Below are 16,858 nucleotides of genomic sequence, written 5' to 3'. Positions count from 1 at the left end.
AATTTCTATTTATAAGTTTTGAACTTGTGTCGGATTAATCCAATGTTCTCTTAAAATTGCATAATGAACAACGTCATAAAAAGTACCTTTAACCTTTACTTCCTGTAGACCTGTTCCTTCATATTTCATTCCACATTTCTGCATAACACAACCCGAACCTTCATTTCCTACATAATGTGTAGCTTCAATGCGATTTAATTCCAATTTTGAAAATGAAAGGTCTAATATTAAACTTAACACCTCTGACATGTAATTATTGTTCCAATATTCCCTATTCAATACATACCCAAAACTTGCTTTATTATGTTGAATACATAGTCTTAAATCAATGCATCCAATACATTTATGCTCTGATTTTAATTCAATTGCAAAAGCTCCAATTTTACCTATATAAATTTTTTTTACTACGTCCTCAGTTTGTGATATATCCTTATACGACGGCCATGTTAAATATTTTGTTACAATATCATCACTGGTATATAAGAATACATCATCTACATCCTCTATAGAAAATGGTCTTAAAATTAATCTGTTTGATTCTAATATAGAGTTCTCTTTTATAATTTCACTATAATCAATCATGTTCTGCACCTCATTATATATAATTTGTGTTTTTCTACCATTATGTAATAATATAATACCAATCAGACATAGCTTCTAAGAATATTATACCATTATATACTGTTTTTACAAACCTATAAATGTCACAAAAGTAGACCTTTTTTGTTGGCATTATTTGACGTCACAAAACTATGAATTTTATATTTTGCGACAGTATTTAAAGATAATTATCAAATTTTTACATGTGCGATGTTTGAGTATAGTATGATATACTTTTATTGGGTTTCCTTTTGGTATAACATGTGAGCAGGCTTTTGAAAATGGGTTAGTTAAAAATAATGAAATAATGATGACGAGCTTCCATTTTAATAAGAAAGAACACGAACCAGGTGGGTGGAAGATTAGAGGAGGAGAGCTTTGCAGTATAAAGTGATTCATAAATTGAAAGAGCGTAGGTTTATTAATAAAATTTCTAAAAGTGAAGAGGCAGTATTTGACTATTTAGAAAAGCATTTTAATTCTATCCCTCGGTTGTCAGTTATAGAACTAAGTGAGAAAAGTTTTACATCGCAAGCAACCATTAATCGTGCATGCAAAACTTTAGGGTTTAATGGTTATAGTGAACTGAAGTATGCAATTAAAGAAGATCTATCATTTATCGAAACTCACAGTCAAGAGCGTATTAATAAAACAGAATTTTTTCTAGAAAAAATAAATTTCGAAAGTGCAAAAGATATTATTAAATATTTCAAAGGGAGTTATGTGAAATTATTGATTTATGGTCTTGGAGGATCAGAAATTTCAGCTAAATATTTTCAAAGACAGCTATTATACCTCGGAATTCCTACAGTATTTGTTAGCGAAATAAAAATGCTTGATCAATTTAAGGATTATGTAATTGTTATTTTTTCAAGCTCTGGGGAAACTCTTAGGATAAATCAAATAGCAAGGAAAGCTAAGAGTTACAATATGCAGCTGGTATCAATTACTAAAAAAGATAGTAGCCTTGCTCAAATTAGTGATGGTGTTTTTTACCATGAAGTTAATATGGATAAACTAGATGGTATTTCTAGGGAACAACAAATTCATATGATTATTATGGTAAATGAGCTTATTGATCAAATAGCCAAGGTATTATAAAAAAATGAATTGTAGTCTTTTCACATAGTAGAACCACTACTATGTTTTTTTTTGCACAATTTTATGTATAATTATCCGTAAACTTGGAGATAACAAGGTAATAAAACGTCGTATAATGAAAATGTAAAGAATTACATCGCAGTAGGAGGGTCACAATGAAAAGAGATATAAAGATACTTATGCATACGCATTGGGATCGTGAATGGTATTTTACAAAAGATGAAACACAGGTGCTGCTCAGAAACCATTTCCAGGAAGTAATTCAGTTTTTAGAGGAACATGAAGATATTATATATATATTAGACGGTCAAAGTGTCATGATAGATGATTTTTTGGAGGTGGCACCAGAATGGGAGGATCGGTTAAGGGCGGTAGTACAGTCAAATCAGCTTCGCACTGGACCATGGTACACCCAAACAGACTTACTGATTGTCCATGGAGAATCAATAATTCGTAATTTATATTATGGGATTAAAACCGCACTTAAATATGGAGACGCGATGAAAGTTGGGTATGCGCCAGACACTTTTGGGCATTCCAGTCAGATGCCACAGATTTACAAACAGTTTGGTATTGAAAGTACAGTCTTTTGGCGAGGGTTCAGTGAATTAATGGCCCCAAAATCAGACTTTATTTGGGAAGGAATTGATGGAAGTAGAATTTATGGAATTAATCTTGCCACTGGTTATCAAGGAGCCAAATATTTAGAGTCTGATTATGATGCTTTGAAGCAGCGTACGGGGAAAATTCTAGAGGTACTAGATAACTACAGTGCAGGTAATGCCAGGCTTGTTATGAACGGTCACGATCAGATGCCTATCCAAAAAGATATACATCTTATTATAAAACACTTAAAAAAAATATATCCCGACGATAATATAAGCGTTAGTGATTTTGAGAGTTACGTAGATTCTTTAAGGGATTGTAAGCTTGAAGTTGTAGAAGGAGAGCTTATCCATAGCAAGCATGCACGAATTCATCGAACCATCAATTCTACAAGAATGGATATTAAGCTACTTAATACTGAAATTGAATATAAAATGTACAATATTTTAGAACCTTTAGCAGTTTTAGCATCGCATTTAAAATTAGACTACCCTCATGCACTATTCGCTAAATGTTATAAACAGATGTTTGGCGCTCATGCTCATGATAGTATAGGCGGTTGTAATTCAGATTATGTAAATCAAGATATTAAGAAAAGATTACTAAATGTGAAAGAGGCCGTGGATACACAAACTGAGTTGTATATGAGGTTAATTTCTTTAGGAAATAAGAATCAAGATGAAAAAACTATTACAATTTACAACTTTTTACCGCATTTAAGAAAAGATCAATTTGTAGAAATTGAATTGATTACCCGTTCAAGTAATTTCGAGATCCTAGATGAAGAAAGTAATCATATTGAATATGTGTTATTAGAACAAGAATTGGTTGATGCGGGACTTATTGATCGTCAAGTGGCTGCTCGCTTATTGGATATAAAAGTCTATAAAAGTAAAGTAAAAGCAAAAATAAATGAAATAGATGGGCTTAGTATTCGCTATTTAAGTTATAAAGACCTTGAGGGGAATAAGCAGGTAAATATAAACAATGATGAGTCCATTGAAAATGAATTTTATGAACTGCTAGTTCAGGAAAATACAATATCATTGAAAAATAAATCTACCGGTGAAGTTGTACAAAATGTAATTTCCATTGAGAATAGTGGTGATGCAGGTGATAGTTATGATTATTCACCGCCACACAAAGATATACTTATAAATCATCAAAATGTTAACATTACAAATATTACCACCATCAAAGGTAGTAATTTAGAAGTACTAAAATGTAAGCTTAATTATATTGTACCAAATGACCTTAATGAAAGAGCAGAAGGCAAGCTTAGCACAGAGGTATGTTTTGAAGTTAACATAACCTTATATAAGGGAGATGCAAAAGGTTATGTGCAAATAAGGCATACCAATATGGCCATGGATGCCAGATATCGATTGGTATTTAATACAGAGATTGTTTCCGATACAGTCCAGGTAGATTCTCATTTATCTGTTGTTAAAAAGCCTGTGTATAACCATAAAGAACTTTCAGTTTGGAAAGAAGAAAAATGGGTGGAAAAACCTGTCTCTATTGAAACTTTTCAATCCTATATTTCTTTAGAAAATGAAGATAAGCAAGGAACTATTTTTGCTTATGGATTAAAAGAATATGAGGTTTACGATAAAAACATTTATATTACACTCTTTAGATGCTTTTCCCACCTTGGAAAACGTGAACTTATAAATCGGCCAGGAAGACCTTCAGGCATTGAAATTGAAACACCTGATAATCAACTCCAAAATCAGAAATTTACATTTAACTTAGCATTTACTTTCCATAAGCCAAAGGTTAATAAAGCCTTTGAAGGAAAAGAATTTTTAACTCCTATTATGGGGTATCAATTAAAGGAATTTAATCGTTTTAATGTTAATATACCTAGGTTTACAACCAATATTAATACAAGTTTAAATTTGGATTTAAATGGATGCGTTGTATCTGCATTAAAACTTACAGAACAAACAAATGATCTTTTTATACGGATGTTTAACCCTAAGGATGAGAATGTTTCACTTGTTTTCACAGAAGAAACTTACTTAGCAACTCCAACCGAAAACAAATTAGAGAAAATAACAGCCTACACTATTAAACCACAAGAAATTTTAAACATTATAATTAAAAAATAGAATTCTTTTAGTTATAACTAATTAATAACATAAATTTAAAATTAACCTAAATATTAGGGGGCTATTAAATGTCAAATTTTAAGAAGAATTTTCAAAGCTTTGGGAAGTCATTATTATTTCCAATTTCTTTATTGTCCTTTATGGCAATATTTTTGGGGCTGGCTGCAGCGCTTCAGAATCCAAACATTATTAAAGCGATACCTTTTTTAGGAAATGAGCCATTACAAATCTTTTTAGGACTTATCCGTAAAGTATCCGGACTGCCATTTGCACAACTTCCTTTATTGTTTGCTATGGCAATCCCACTTGGAATGGTAAAACGTGATAAAGAAGTTGCAGTGTTTTCTGCAGTTGTTGGCTATATTGCAATGCTTGTTGGTATAAGTTATATTTTAAGCGTGCAAGGACTTACACCATTAACAACAACTGTTGAATATTTAACGGCAAATAAATCAATGAGTCAAGTGGATGCAATCTTGAAGAATTCATTATAGACAAATATGCTTGGAATATTTGTCTATAACATGAATGTGATTGGCGGTATTATAGCAGGTCTTATGGGAGTTCTAATCCATAATAAATTCAGAAAAACGGAATTACATCCAGCCTTATCATTTTATAGTGGTAAGCGATTTGTTCCAATTATCTCAGCACTTATCATGGTAATTGTGGGTATGATACTAGCATTTGTTTGGCCAGCGATTAATGCAGCAATTATTTCCACAGGAAAACTTATCAGTGAAGCAGGACTATTTGGAGTTTTCCTTTATGGGTTTACAGAAAAGATCATCAATCCTACAGGATTACATCATATTTTAAACCAAACATTCCGTTTTACGGCATTAGGTGGGATAGAGACTATCGATGGGAATAATTTAGTTGGTGCAATGCAGATTTATCTTTATCAACTAGATAACAATTTACAGTTTTCAACAAATGCAACACAGTATTTAGCACAAGGTAAAATCTTACACATGGCATTTGGAATGCCAGCTGTAGTATATGCTATTTACCGTAAAGCTCTTCCAGAGAAACGAGACAAAGTGATTAAATTCTTTTTAGCTGGTTTAACTGCGGCTATTCTAACAGGAATTACAGAACCGATTGAATTTACATTCATATTTATTTCTCCTCTCTTATGGATTGTGAATTCTGTTTTTGCAGGTCTTTCATTTTTAGTACCTGCTATGTTTCATGCTGCTATTGGAAATATTCAAGGTGGAATTATTGACTGGTTTGTTTTCGGAGTATTACAAGGTGCACAAACGAAATGGGTTATTTACTTGTTTTTAGGCCCGATTTTCTTTGCAATGTATTATTTCTCATTTAGCTTTATTATTTCTAAATTCAACGTAATGACAATTGGAAGAAGTAAATCTGACTTTGAAGATTCTGAAGAAGAAACGGGAACTGGAGAAGCTTTAACTGGTGATGATAAAATTTCAGCACGTAATATCGTTGAAGGCCTAGGCGGTCTTGACAATATTGTGGATGTAGATAACTGCATTTCACGTTTGCGTGTTGAGTTAAAAGATGGTTCAAAAATAAATAAGGATTTAATAAAAAAGACAAAACCAAATGGTATAATTATTCCTGATCCAAATACAATTCATATTGTTTATGGGGGAAGAGTTACAAAAATACGAAACATGGTAGATGATTATATTTACAATTTAAAATCAGTAAAATAATATAAATAGGAGTGATTCAATTGAAAAAGTTTAACGTAACGCTAGTTGGGGGAGGAAGTACATGGACTCCAGGACTATTACAAAGCCTATGTAAAATGAAAGAAACATTCCCAATGAATAGGTTAGTCCTGTTTGACATTGATGCGCAAAGACAATCAATTATTGGTGAATTTGCAAAGGTGTTATTTTCAGAAAACTATCCAGAATTAGAATTTTATTATACAACAGATGTAGAAGAGGCTTATAAAGACGTGGATTTTGTGTTTATGCAGATGAGAACTGGCGGATTTAAAATGCGTGAAAAAGATGAAAAAATACCATTAAGTATGGGGCTTGTAGGACAAGAAACTTGTGGTGCAGGTGGATTTGCTTATGGATTACGTTCTATAGGTGATATGATAAACACTATTAATGATATCCGTAAATACTCAAAAGATGCATGGATTTTAAACTATACAAATCCAGCAGCTATAGTGGCAGAGGCAGTTAGAAGAGTATTTCCGGATGATAAAAAAATATTGAACATGTGTGATCAACCTGTAAATTTATTAAGATCTTACGGTAAAATTTTAGGAATGGATTCTAGTGAGTTTGAACCAGTTTACTTTGGATTAAATCATTTTGGTTGGTTTACACATTTATTTGATAAAGATGGAACAGACTTAGCTCCAAAGTTAAGAGAATTAATATGTGAAAATGGGTTTAAGCCTGTTGATGCAGAGCAACGCGACAAATCTTGGCTTGCAACTTATGAGAATGTTTCAAAGATGCTTAAAGACTTCCCAGAGTATCTTCCAAATACCTACTTACAATATTATTTATATCCAAGCGAAAAAGTAGCACACTCAGATCCAAATTATACTCGTGCTAATGAAGTAATGGATGGTAGAGAAAGAAAAGTGTTTGAAGAATGCATACGAGTTACACAAGTGGGTACTTCAAGAGGTTCGGTACTTGTACACAATGATGCACATAGTGAATTCATGATAGAAGTTGCCCAGTCTATTGCTTATAATAAACAACGTATATATATAGTAATAACTGAAAATAATGGTGTGATTTCAAATATTCAAGATGATGCAATGGTAGAAGTAGCAGCTGTAATGACATCTAATGGACCAAGACCCCTCGCTGTAGGAAATATATCTACTTTCTATAAAGGATTAATGGAGGGTCAATTAGCTTATGAAAAGCTAACTGTCGATGCATATATGGAAGGTTCATACCAAAAAGCTTTGCAAGCTCTAACTTTAAATAGAACAGTAGTATCTGCTGAAAAAGCACGTAAAGTACTTGATGCGTTAATTTTAGCAAATAAAGGATATTGGCCAGAACTTAAATAAACTTTGCAATTGATTTATAAGCGATTTATAAAGAGGGGATATAATGAAAAAACTTAAATTTGTGATTGCACCTGATTCTTTTAAGGAAAGTGTAAGTGGATTTGAAGCATCCCATGCTATGAAAAGTGGCATAAAGAGTATCTTTAAAGATGCAGAATTTGATATTATTCCTATGGCGGATGGTGGGGAAGGGACCTCTGAGGTTATAGTAAATGCTCAAAAAGGAGAATTTAGAAACGTAATAGTTACAGGTCCTTTAGGTGAAAAGACAGAGGCTAGATATGGATGGTTAGTAGAAGAAAAAAAGGCAGTAATTGAAGTGGCAGAAGCTTGTGGGCTGTATTTAGTGGAACACTCTAAACGAAATCCAATGTTTACAACAACTTTTGGAGTTGGAGAAATGATTCTTGATGCTTTGAATAAAGGAGCAGATCACTTAATAATTGGACTTGGAGGATCTTCTACAAACGATGGAGGTCTAGGGATGTTACAAGCATTAGGAGTGATAGCTCTAGATACGGAGGGTAATGAATTAGGACTTGGTGGAAAAGAGTTAATTAAAATTCATAAATTAGATATTTCTAAGATGGATACTAGACTAAAAAAAATAAGTATAGAAGTAGCCTGTGATGTCCAAAATCCTTTTGTTGGGGAAAATGGGGCAACTAAAGTTTTTGGACCTCAAAAGGGTGCCAAAGGCGAAATTGCAGATGAACTCGAACTTGGAATGATTAATTTTGCCAAGGCATTAGTAGAAACCTTTGACTTTGATATTTCTAATATACCAAAGACCGGTGCTGCAGGCGGATTAGGTGGGGCTTTCCTTTTATTAAATGGTAGTTTATTAAGAGGTGTAGATTTAGTTATAAAGCACACTAAATTTGAGGAGAGAATTAAAGATGCAGATTTTATTATAACTGGTGAAGGAAGTATAGATGGCCAAACAAAGTATGGAAAAACCATAGCTGGAGTTGCACACATTGCTAAAAAGTATAATATACCAACCATTGTGCTCGCTGGCAAAGTTGGAGATGATATAGACGAATTATACTCAATGGGAGTAACTTCAGTTTTTGGTATAGTAGATAAGCCTAAAAACTTAGAGGAAGCGCTGAAAGATGGATATAATAGCATTAAAAAAGCATCTGAAAATATTGCTAGATTGATAAAAGTATTGTATTTTAACGGAAAAGAGTAAATTATAGCAGAACCAACAGTTGTTGTGGGGAAAATTTCGAGTGTAATAGAATGGGGAAGTCTTGATGAAGAAATAATTGAACCGGTAAATTGATGGAAAACTTTTACATTAAATTACCGGTTTTACGCGTATCTCGGTTCCCCTTATTAATATTTCGACAATAAAAGTATGTAGGAAGTGCACCTTCTAATAAAGAATTATCTTAGTTACTTAAGATAATTCTTTATATTCTATTTAAGTAAAAATTAAATTAACGTATTAGCACTCGTCTGCCACCGCTGTTAGCGGTTTAGTTCAATTTTTATTTCACGTCATTTGTCTCTTTTCATGGTTATTTATTAATTTTGTTTTTTATATACTCTTTCATAGATGCGATGGCTTTTGTTATTCTACTGAATTCTAAAAGCCATCGTTATAAATGTTACTATTTTGTAAACTTTTATATTTTCATCCTATATTATACCACAAAATAAGGAAAATTTCAAGTCTTGTACTGTTGATAATGAAATGGTATTAATTATTAGAGGTGATAATTTTATGGATCAAAAAAGCATGACCGCATTGATAAGCGCATTTTCAAGGGCATATCATTCAGTACAAAATACAGAAAAAGTATTTGATGATTACTTGGCAAAAGACATTTTAACTGAGAATGAATACGAACAAATTTCAAGTAACATGTCAAAAGGAATCAATTTTTTCAATCCATTATTTGACGGTACACAGAAAGAAGCATTACATTGGATTGTAGATAATCAGTTATCTCCAACTCCACTTGGTAGATCAGCATTTGCGGAGAAAGCACTTGAAAATGCTGTGAGAGTTGGCGCAAAACAATATGTAATTTTCGCTGCCGGTTATGATACATTTGCATATCGTCAGCCTGATTGGGCATCAAACATTCAAATTTTTGAACTTGACCATCCGGCCACTGGTTCTGACAAACAAAATCGTATTCAATCAGTATTATCAGAAAAACCTACCAATCTGCACTACGTATCAATTGATTTTACAGAAAACAACTGGGAAAGCAATTTAATTGACTGCTTTGAATTTGATCAAAGTAAAATCAGTTTTTGCAGTTTGCTTGGGATAAGCTACTATTTGTCTAAGCGGACTTTTGCTGAAACACTCAACACTATTTCATGTATTGTACCAAAAGGCAGTGTTATTATTTTTGATTATCCAGATGAGGATTCATATACCCCAAAAGCAGGAGAACGAACAAAAAAACAAGTAGCACTGGCTGGTGGGGCTAATGAGAAAATGCTTGCAAGCTATTCCTATTCAGAGCTTAAAAATTTATTAGCTGATAGTAATTTCTTGATTTATGAGCATTTGACACCGAATGAAATAACAGAGCAGTATTTCAAAAAATATAATAAATTAAATCCAGAGCATCCTATAACAGCCTTTGATAATGTAAATTATTGCTTGGCAGTGAGAAACTAAAACCAAAATGAGAAAACCTAATAATAGGTTGAACTTATGTACAACAAATATCGTCTCAAGTAACCCCATATCATTAGATATGGGGTTTAATATATTAAGGATGTCGTTAAAGTCTCTTTTCACGTCATTGTTATTTTCTCATTCCAATTAAATGGGTTTTATATGAAAATAACTGCTTATGACAGAAAATTTACGTTTCACATAATTTGTATTGTTTTTTTGAAAACCAGTAAAATTGGTTAATTTCAATTTTAACTTTGTTCATGCAATTGAAGGTGCAAGCCCTAGATTCCAATAAAGTTGCATTTAAATATTTTAAAGTGACAAATGCAAAGTCTGTCTTTATTTTTCTGATGCATATTTCCCTACAAAATATAACGCGATTCCAATAATAAGAACTAAAATTATATTTAATTTAAATTCTAATATTTCCCTTAAAAATGTGCAAGCAAACATAATACAAAACCATAGACATCCTATTACCCAAACTTTAAAAAACTCTTTTGTTTTGCTAACTTTGAAAGTTTTCTTAAAGCAGTTTTTTTTGAGAAAAATGATAATAGCAAAGATCGTAATACCTATAATCAAAAATTGCAAAATAATTCCTAAATTAAAATTTAGAATGAGAGTAAAATCATTAATACCATATTTTATAATTGCTTCGAAATTTTGTGTAATATAATTAATAATTGATAATATTGTTATGATCATACCTGTGTACATAACATATTCGCTACATAGTGATGAGTAATGATAGTTTGATTTATAGGTATTTACTATTTCTTCACAGTAATGCTTAATATCTGTTGTTCCTAGTACATTTTCAATGCTTACACCTTGCTGCTCTGCATTTAAAAAGCTGTCTAGTATCTGTTGTAGAAATTCTTCAGCGTCCCTTGTTTTTATATTGGATGTTCTTACATAGACTACAATGTCATCAAATACATCTTTGCTTTCTAAAGATAATTTTTCAGATGCTTTATTTAATTGCATTATTAATGCCTTTGTTTTAATCATTTAGGTCGTCCCCCAATATCTTATTAACTGATTTTGAAATTTTACCCCAGGAGCTACAAAAGTCTAAAAATTCCTGTTCCCCTAATTTAGTAAGAGAATAGTATTTTCGTTTTGGTCCCAGCGGTGAGTCCCTGCTTACCGAGGACAATAACCCATTTTTTTCCAACCTGATTAGCAAAGGATATAAAGTTCCTTCAGATAAGTCCTCAAAACCACTAATTTTTAATGAACTATATAATTCATATCCATAGGTTTCTTTTTTTAAAATTATTTTTAATATACAACCTTCTAAAATTCCTTTTAATAATTGAGAATAATTTGCCATATTATATCACCTACCATGTAATTTAACAACATAGTCACTATATTGTATTGCAACTATGTTGCTATGTCAAGTACATGAATACTTGATACACCTTTAGTAATTACAGGAGTAACAAACTGGACTACACTATAAATAATATGCTCATTAACTTCTAATCTTATATAGCAGATAAGGTAAAATTAAAGCATAGGAATTCGTTTGCTTATTCTCCTTTATGGATGCAGAGGTTGCGAATAGCACTTGAGAACCTGATAATTATCCCTTCGATACCAATACCACTCATAAGCTTTCATAGTGATTATTTATAAATATTAAAAAGCAGAAAACACATTGTTTTCTGCTTTTTAATATTTAATTCCACCAAATTATTTTATTACCAACCTCCAGAAGATCCTCCGCCACTTGATGATCCTCCTCCAAAGCCTCCAGAGCCACCTCCGGAACCTCCGAAGCCACCACCATTTCCGCCACCACGTCTACCGATTGAACTCCAAAATAGCAATGTAATAATAAATCTGGTTATTCTTCCTCTATTAAGAACAAAGTCAAGAAAAACTAATACGATAAATCCTATTGCTAGAATTCCACTTCCCTTTTTAGAGACGTTTGAACTTTCAACATATTGTGGAACATTAACATTCTTATCTAGTTTTACATTATATTCTTTAGCTATATTATCTGCTAAAGCTGAATATGCTGCCCTAAGACCCTCTCCATATTGATTTTGCTTAAATCTTGGCACTGCAAAATCATTCATAACCCTTGAGGAGTATATATCCGTAACAGCCCCTTCTAGACCTGTACCTACCTCAACTCTCCACTTTTTTTCTTTCATTGATAATAAAATTAATAGCCCATTATTTTTACCCTTTTGTCCAATACCAAAACTTCTAAAAATCCCAGTAGTATACGCTTCTATAGGCTCTCCTTGCAGCGAATCTATAACCAAAACAGTAGCCTGTGCACCTGTTTTGGCTTCTAATTCCTTACCTACTGACAAAATATATTCTGTAGATTTACTATCTATCACTCCAGCGTAATCATTAACATATTTTAATTCTGTAGCTTTAGGATATTTGGTCTCTGCATTCACTATATTTATAACTGTTACTTGACTCAGTAAAAATACGCTTATCATAACTGCAAAAATAACTTTTGTGCTGATTTTTGCTTTCGTAATCATGCTTGATGAAAAATTATGAATGTTCCTAATTAATTTCATTAAATAAGTCTTCATATTCTATCTCCTACTTAGTAAAGTCAACTTTTGGTACTACTTTAGCTGATTCACTAGCCTTATAATATGCCTTTTCATCAAATCTAAAAATCCCTGCAATAATGTTCGTCGGGAATTTTTTAATTGTGCTGTTGTAACTTGAAACATTTGTGTTATAATCCTGCCTCGCTGTTCCTATTCTATTTTCTGTACCTTCAAGAGCTACCGTTAAGTCCCTAAAATTCTGACTAGATTTTAAATCCGGATAATTCTCTACAACTACTAATAGCCTTGAAACCGCACTTCCAAGTTCGCTATCCGCTTGCGCTTTATCTGGCACCGTTTTTGCTCCTGCAAGTTTAGCCCTGGCATCTGCTATTTTTATAAATATATCTTTTTCCTGAGATGCATAGCCTTTCACCGTTTCTACCAAATTAGGAATTAAATCAGACCTTCTTTGCAATTGTGTATCTATGTTTCCTTCTGTAACTTTTACCTTTTGTTCTAAACTTACAATCTTATTGTAACCTCCAATAATAGGCATTGTTATTACTAGAAATATTGCTGCAACAATTGCAATCGTTCTTAATGTTTTATTCATTTCTATACCACCTTTTTGTTTTATAGAATATATAATAGTTATTAACTATTTCATGTATCTAATTATAATAGATATAATTATTAAAGCAAATTTATCCTTATATAATAATTTATGAATTCATTAAGCGTACTATACTAATTTGCTATTTATTCTTTAAAATTATGTATTATTTCAAAAATATATTATTTAAATTTATCCTTTGGTTAACAACCTTTTATTAAATTTTAAATAATTGTAAAATCTGATTGGAATATAAAATAAAGGAACCCATTATGGCTTCCTTTATTTTACTAAATTATCTAGCATTCTTAAACAGACCCTAAATTTTCACTCTCCCAATGCACTACTTTCAATAAACGCGAAGGTTTTTTTTATGTATTCTTCTGTTTTGTAATTTCCTAATCTAACATTCATTCTCACTAAAAGAGAATTTAACTTTAAAATTTCCTGCGAACTAATCTCTTTCAATTCTTCAAAGATCAGTAAAGTTTTTTGATTCTTGTTATAATCTTCTATTATTAACACTTCGCCTTGCTGAGATATATCTAAGTAATAGGCATTTTTTATTAGAGCTTTTTCTTTATGAATAAAATGCTTACTATTTAAATTCTTTACTATTACATGAACTGTAGAAGGTGACCAAAAGCTAATTTCACTTAATTCACTTGATGTAATACCTGGGAATGCAGCAATTATCCACAAGGCTCTAAGCTGAGCATAAGTTACATTAAATTCCTTAAGTGGTTCACTATGATTGCTTTTAATAGTTAATATGAATGTTCTTAAAAGATTATATACACTAATAGTCTTTTTTATAATACTAACTTCATTTGTATCAAAATCTGTTAAATCAATCTTTAAATTCATTTCATTAAGCTTCTCAATATAATCAAAAATAAACTCTTTGTTTTCTTTTATTATAATTCCAGTAAAAATTTCTATAATAAAATCTAATTCCTTATGTGAAAATAATCCTATTAAGTCAAAAAGATAGATCTTTTTTTTCTTATCCTGTTTATTTATATAAATAAACCAATTACCCTTTTCTGTTAATTGAAATTTATATGCCTTTTTATTATTAGCTTCTTCTTTAAATATCAAATTTTTGCTCATCAAAATTTTAATCATATTACTAACAGTAGGCGAAGTCCAGCATCCAATCCTTGCGACGCTACTAAGTGAAATTCCTGGAAACACTTTGATAATCCAAAGAATTCTAAGTTGTGGCAAAGTTATACCTGAAGTTTCTACCATCCTTGCGTAATTAGATTCAATTTTTAAAAAAGCATATCTCGCTAGATTATATAACGAATGTATATTAAACAAATGCTCATTTTGTTCCATAATATGTCCCCTTATATGTTAGTTTAGCATTAATAGGATTTATTATTTCACACGCCTATCTAACATTCAATATTGTATCAAAAATGTTATACCAAATCAATAAAAGGATTTTCTCTTATAACAAAATATATTTTTTTTGTGTAAAATATGATATAATAAATATGTTATACAGTATTTAATATCACGTATACCTAAATACAGTTTTGTTGTTTATAGAATTTTAATATCAAAAACTAATATATTTGGAGTAAAGTAATATTCAAGTATAATAATATTAAAAATAATTATATTTGGAGTAAAGTAGTACTCATATGTATCTATTTTTAATATTCGAATGCTAATTAAAATAATACTCTTTTATAGTTATTTTTAATATTCGAATGCTAATTAAAATAGAGGAGTGAAAATTATGTTCGTCCCAAAACTATTTACCTGTTTAAAAAATTATTCTAAAGAGCAGTTTATCAAAGATTTTGTTGCTGGAATTATTGTTGCTATTATTGCTCTCCCCTTATCTATCGCTCTTGCCATAGCTTCTGGTGCCTCTCCCGAAAAAGGGATTTATACAGCAATCGTCGGCGGATTTGTAATCTCTTTGCTTGGAGGAAGCAGGGTTCAAATTGGTGGTCCTACTGGTGCTTTTGTAGTTATTGTATTTGGTATTGTTGAAAAATATGGCATCGATGGCCTAATTGTATCGACAATACTCGCAGGCATCTTTCTTATAATAATGGGACTTCTTAAATTTGGTGGTATGTTAAAATTTATTCCCTACCCTATTACCACCGGATTTACAAGCGGTATCGCTATTATTATTTTCTCCACTCAGATTAAAGACTTCTTTGGGCTAACCATGCAAACCGTGCCTTCAGACTTTGTTCCTAAATGGATTGCTTACTTTAATAATTTAAACACTTTAAACATGCAAAGTATGATTATTGGTATTCTTTCACTTTTAATAATTATATTTTGGCCTAAAGTAAATAAAAAAATTCCAGGGACGCTTGTCTCGATAGTGATAGCCACTATATTAACCCTTTTATTTAATTTAAATATAGAAACTATCGGAAGCCGGTTTGGTGAGATTTCAAGTTCATTGCCCAGTATTTCTCCTCCTCATACTTCTTTTAGTATGATAAAAGAACTCATGCTTCCAGCTCTAACAATTGCAATTTTAGGTGGTATAGAGTCCTTACTATCTGCAGTAGTCGCTGATGGTATGATTGGTGGTTCACACCGATCTAATATGGAACTTGTAGCTCAAGGGTTTGCTAATATTTGTTCTGGTCTTGTGGGAGGCATTCCTGTAACTGGTGCAATAGCACGAACTGCCGCTAATGTAAAAAACGGTGGCAGAACTCCTGTTGCGGGTATTGTTCATGCTTTAGCACTGCTCGTAATACTTTTATTATTTATGCCATATGTAAAACTTGTACCTATGTCGTCTTTGGCAGCAATATTAATTATAGTGTCGTACAATATGGGAGAATGGGAATCCTTTAAGCAAATATTTAAAGCTCCTAAAAGTGATGCTTTAGTGCTCTTAGTTACCTTTTTTTTGACACTCTTCCTCGATCTAGTAATCGCTATAGGAGTAGGCTTACTTCTTGCATCATTGCTATTTATGAGAAGAATGGCAGATGTTACAGACGTACGATTTGTTCTAGATGAACATAAAGACGAAGACCAAGTAGAGCTTATAGATAGCATAAAGACTCCAGAAAATGTATCTCTATATGAAATTAATGGACCTTTCTTTTTCGGTGCAGCAGATAAATTTGTACATGCTATTAGAGAAATAGGTATTCCTACTAAAATTTTAATTGTAAAAATGCCCAATGTACCTGCTATAGATGCTACGGGATACCACGCTTTAAAAATGCTTCACTCCCTTTGCACAAAACATCACACTCAGTTAATAATATTAAATCTTCAAGAACAGCCTACTAATGTTCTTGAAAAATATGGGTTTATAGATATTCTAGGAAAAGAAAATTTCTGCAGTAATGTTGAAGAAGCTATTGCTAGGGCTAATTTACTACTGAAAACTCCTAAAGTCTCATTAAAACATCAAATTTTATAAAATAGTAAGAGATATCTTACCTATACTAAAAAGTACATTGGCATAAGTCAGTGTACTTTTTATTGTTTAAGCCCTACCTGTTTCAAATACAAGTACTCTCCAAAATCATATTTTTGTAATTAACCTATATTTAAAATAAAAAATATTTTGCTTTAATATTACAATAA

The 16,858-nt window shown here is 31.6% G+C and carries 13 protein-coding genes and 1 pseudogene; 8 read left to right on the top strand and 6 right to left on the bottom strand.

The window, feature by feature from the left end; all coding sequences use genetic code 11:
- Positions 1-9 precede the first annotated feature (9 nt).
- On the bottom strand, positions 10-582 hold the full coding sequence (locus ACWJKS_RS01245) for a GNAT family N-acetyltransferase (protein WP_462960274.1): 573 nt from the start codon (positions 580-582) through the stop codon (positions 10-12).
- Between the two features lie 396 nt (positions 583-978).
- Here ACWJKS_RS01245 and ACWJKS_RS01240 point away from each other — a divergent pair, with 396 nt between their 5' ends.
- The 7 genes and pseudogenes from ACWJKS_RS01240 (at position 979) to ACWJKS_RS01210 (ending at position 10,105) form a co-directional block, all read left to right on the top strand.
- Positions 979-1,701 carry a MurR/RpiR family transcriptional regulator gene (locus ACWJKS_RS01240; RefSeq protein WP_165413641.1) on the top strand — a complete coding sequence of 241 codons (723 nt, stop codon included), beginning with the start codon at positions 979-981 and terminating at the stop codon, positions 1,699-1,701.
- A gap of 155 nt (positions 1,702-1,856) precedes the next feature.
- The gene (locus ACWJKS_RS01235; RefSeq protein ID WP_462960273.1) at positions 1,857-4,421 is read left to right on the top strand and encodes a glycoside hydrolase family 38 N-terminal domain-containing protein; all 2,565 of its coding nucleotides are present in this window, start codon (positions 1,857-1,859) and stop codon (positions 4,419-4,421) included.
- A gap of 68 nt (positions 4,422-4,489) precedes the next feature.
- A pseudogene (locus ACWJKS_RS01230) lies at positions 4,490-5,575 on the top strand (PTS transporter subunit EIIC); the annotation flags it as partial.
- A gap of 33 nt (positions 5,576-5,608) precedes the next feature.
- Positions 5,609-6,112, top strand: coding sequence for a PTS transporter subunit EIIB (locus tag ACWJKS_RS01225; RefSeq protein WP_462961031.1), 504 nt, complete (start codon positions 5,609-5,611; stop codon positions 6,110-6,112).
- A gap of 20 nt (positions 6,113-6,132) precedes the next feature.
- Positions 6,133-7,455 carry a 6-phospho-alpha-glucosidase gene (locus tag ACWJKS_RS01220; protein WP_220287252.1) on the top strand — a complete coding sequence of 441 codons (1,323 nt, stop codon included), beginning with the start codon at positions 6,133-6,135 and terminating at the stop codon, positions 7,453-7,455.
- A 43-nt stretch (positions 7,456-7,498) separates the two neighbouring features.
- On the top strand, positions 7,499-8,653 hold the full coding sequence (locus ACWJKS_RS01215; RefSeq protein WP_216302335.1) for a glycerate kinase: 1,155 nt from the start codon (positions 7,499-7,501) through the stop codon (positions 8,651-8,653).
- A 537-nt stretch (positions 8,654-9,190) separates the two neighbouring features.
- Complete coding sequence (locus ACWJKS_RS01210) at positions 9,191-10,105, top strand: class I SAM-dependent methyltransferase (RefSeq protein ID WP_462960272.1); 915 nt, start codon at positions 9,191-9,193, stop codon at positions 10,103-10,105.
- A gap of 342 nt (positions 10,106-10,447) precedes the next feature.
- Here ACWJKS_RS01210 and ACWJKS_RS01205 read toward each other — a convergent pair whose 3' ends face one another.
- The 5 genes from ACWJKS_RS01205 to ACWJKS_RS01185 form a co-directional block, all read right to left on the bottom strand.
- Complete coding sequence (locus tag ACWJKS_RS01205; protein WP_216302337.1) at positions 10,448-11,122, bottom strand: DUF1129 domain-containing protein; 675 nt, start codon at positions 11,120-11,122, stop codon at positions 10,448-10,450.
- Entirely contained in the window at positions 11,115-11,447 is a 333-nt protein-coding gene (locus ACWJKS_RS01200) for a PadR family transcriptional regulator (protein WP_216302338.1), read from the bottom strand. The genes ACWJKS_RS01205 and ACWJKS_RS01200 overlap by 8 nt, the downstream gene beginning before the upstream one ends.
- Positions 11,448-11,820: 373 nt before the next feature.
- The gene (locus tag ACWJKS_RS01195; protein ID WP_462961030.1) at positions 11,821-12,651 is read right to left on the bottom strand and encodes a TPM domain-containing protein; all 831 of its coding nucleotides are present in this window, start codon (positions 12,649-12,651) and stop codon (positions 11,821-11,823) included.
- A gap of 43 nt (positions 12,652-12,694) precedes the next feature.
- Positions 12,695-13,264, bottom strand: a complete 570-nt coding sequence (locus ACWJKS_RS01190) for a LemA family protein (protein WP_216304635.1) — start codon at positions 13,262-13,264, stop codon at positions 12,695-12,697.
- Positions 13,265-13,591: 327 nt separating this feature from the next.
- A complete protein-coding gene (locus ACWJKS_RS01185) occupies positions 13,592-14,608 on the bottom strand; it encodes a MarR family transcriptional regulator (protein ID WP_462960271.1) in 1,017 nt (338 codons plus the stop codon).
- Positions 14,609-15,017: 409 nt separating this feature from the next.
- Between ACWJKS_RS01185 and ACWJKS_RS01180 the strand changes: the two genes are divergently transcribed.
- Positions 15,018-16,691, top strand: a complete 1,674-nt coding sequence (locus ACWJKS_RS01180) for a SulP family inorganic anion transporter (protein WP_462960270.1) — start codon at positions 15,018-15,020, stop codon at positions 16,689-16,691.
- The last annotated feature ends 167 nt before the right edge of the window (positions 16,692-16,858 follow it).

This window comes from Clostridium sp. CM038, assembly GCF_055081105.1.
The sequence above is the reverse complement of the archived record's forward strand: the minus strand, read 5'-3'. Positions and strand labels throughout refer to the sequence as shown.